Below are 2,500 nucleotides of genomic sequence, written 5' to 3' on the forward strand. Positions count from 1 at the left end.
CGACGTCCTACTCTCACAGGGACAAGGTCCCAACTACCATCGGCGCTAGAGAGCTTAACTTCCGTGTTCGGTATGGGAACGGGTGTGACCTCTCTGCCATCATCACCAAACTATGAAGGTATATTCCTTCAAAACTAGATAACATTTGCTTCATATTATATGGTTAAGTCCTCGATCTATTAGTATTCGTCAGCTCCACATGTCACCATGCTTCCACCTCGAACCTATCAACCTGATCATCTTTCAGGGATCTTACTAGCTTACGCTATGGGAAATCTCATCTTGAGGGGGGCTTCATGCTTAGATGCTTTCAGCACTTATCCCTTCCGCACATAGCTACCCAGCTATGCCCTTGGCAGAACAACTGGTACACCAGCGGTGCGTCCATCCCGGTCCTCTCGTACTAAGGACAGCTCCTCTCAAATTTCCTGCGCCCACGACGGATAGGGACCGAACTGTCTCACGACGTTCTGAACCCAGCTCGCGTACCGCTTTAATGGGCGAACAGCCCAACCCTTGGGACCGACTACAGCCCCAGGATGCGATGAGCCGACATCGAGGTGCCAAACCTCCCCGTCGATGTGGACTCTTGGGGGAGATAAGCCTGTTATCCCCGGGGTAGCTTTTATCCGTTGAGCGATGGCCCTTCCATGCGGAACCACCGGATCACTAAGCCCGACTTTCGTCCCTGCTCGACTTGTAGGTCTCGCAGTCAAGCTCCCTTATGCCTTTGCACTCTACGAATGATTTCCAACCATTCTGAGGGAACCTTTGGGCGCCTCCGTTACACTTTAGGAGGCGACCGCCCCAGTCAAACTGCCCACCTGACACTGTCTCCCGGGTCGATAAGACCCGTAGGTTAGAATTTCAATACAGTCAGGGCGGTATCCCACCAGCGCCTCCACCGAAGCTAGCGCTCCGGTTTCAATGGCTCCCGCCTATCCTGTACAAACTGTACCAAAATTCAATATCAGGCTACAGTAAAGCTCCACGGGGTCTTTCCGTCCTGTCGCGGGTAACCTGCATCTTCACAGGTACTATAATTTCACCGAGTCTCTGGTTGAGACAGTGCCCAAATCGTTACACCTTTCGTGCGGGTCGGAACTTACCCGACAAGGAATTTCGCTACCTTAGGACCGTTATAGTTACGGCCGCCGTTTACTGGGGCTTCAGTTCAGAGCTTCGCTTACGCTAACCCCTCTCCTTAACCTTCCAGCACCGGGCAGGTGTCAGCCCCTATACTTCGCCTTACGGCTTCGCAGAGACCTGTGTTTTTGCTAAACAGTCGCTTGGGCCTATTCACTGCGGCTTTCCGTTAAGAAAGCACCCCTTCTCCCGAAGTTACGGGGTCATTTTGCCGAGTTCCTTAACCAGAGTTCTCTCGCACACCTTAGGATTCTCTCCTCGCCTACCTGTGTCGGTTTGCGGTACAGGCACCTTTTATCTCGCTAGAAGCTTTTCTTGGCAGCGGGGAATCAAAGACTTCGCTCCATAAGGAGCTTCCCCATCACAGCTCAGCCTTCACGATAAGCGGATTTGCCTACTTATCAGCCTAACTGCTTGGACGTGCACAACCAATCGCACGCTTCTTCTATCCTTCTGCGTCCCTCCATTGCTCAAACGATAAAGAGGTGGTACAGGAATATCAACCTGTTGTCCATCGCCTACGCCTGTCGGCCTCGGCTTAGGTCCTGACTAACCCTGAGCGGACGAGCCTTCCTCAGGAAACCTTAGGCATTCGGTGGACGGGATTCTCACCCGTCTTTCGCTACTCATACCGGCATTCTCACTTCTAAGCGCTCCACCAGTCCTTCCGGTCTGACTTCACTGCACTTAGAACGCTCCCCTACCACTGATACCATTGGTATCAATTCGCAGCTTCGGTGGTGTATTTAGCCCCGGTACATTTTCGGCGCAGAGTCACTCGACTAGTGAGCTATTACGCACTCTTTAAATGGTGGCTGCTTCTGAGCCAACATCCTAGTTGTCTAAGCAACTCCACATCCTTTTCCACTTAATACACACTTTGGGACCTTAGCTGGCGATCTGGGCTGTTTCCCTCTTGACTACGGATCTTATCACTCGCAGTCTGACTCCTAAGGATAAGTCATTGGCATTCGGAGTTTGACTGAATTCGGTAATCCGATGAGGACCCCTAGTTCAATCAGTGCTCTACCTCCAAGACTCTTACACTTAAGGCTAGCCCTAAAGCTATTTCGGGGAGAACCAGCTATCTCCAGGTTCGATTGGAATTTCTCCGCTACCCACACCTCATCCCCGCACTTTTCAACGTGCGTGGGTTCGGGCCTCCATTCAGTGTTACCTGAACTTCACCCTGGACATGGGTAGATCACCTGGTTTCGGGTCTACGACCACGTACTAAACGCCCTATTCAGACTCGCTTTCGCTGCGGCTCCGCCTCTTCAGCTTAACCTTGCACGGGATCGTAACTCGCCGGTTCATTCTACAAAAGGCACGCCATCACCCATTAACGGGCTCT

Annotated in this window: 2 rRNA genes (1 of these 2 cut by a window edge); both read right to left on the reverse strand. The window is 52.0% G+C overall.

Annotated elements, in window-relative coordinates:
• A 5S ribosomal RNA gene (rrf, locus tag JFT89_RS01790) occupies window positions 1-110 on the reverse strand; the annotation flags it as partial.
• Between the two features lie 49 nt (window positions 111-159).
• Window positions 160-2,500: ribosomal RNA gene (locus JFT89_RS01795) — 23S ribosomal RNA — on the reverse strand; it runs 581 nt beyond the window's last position.

It is taken from the genome of Bacillus sp. TH25, from assembly GCF_016650935.1.
Taxonomy (GTDB): Bacteria; Bacillota; Bacilli; order Bacillales; family Bacillaceae_G; genus Bacillus_A; species Bacillus_A mycoides.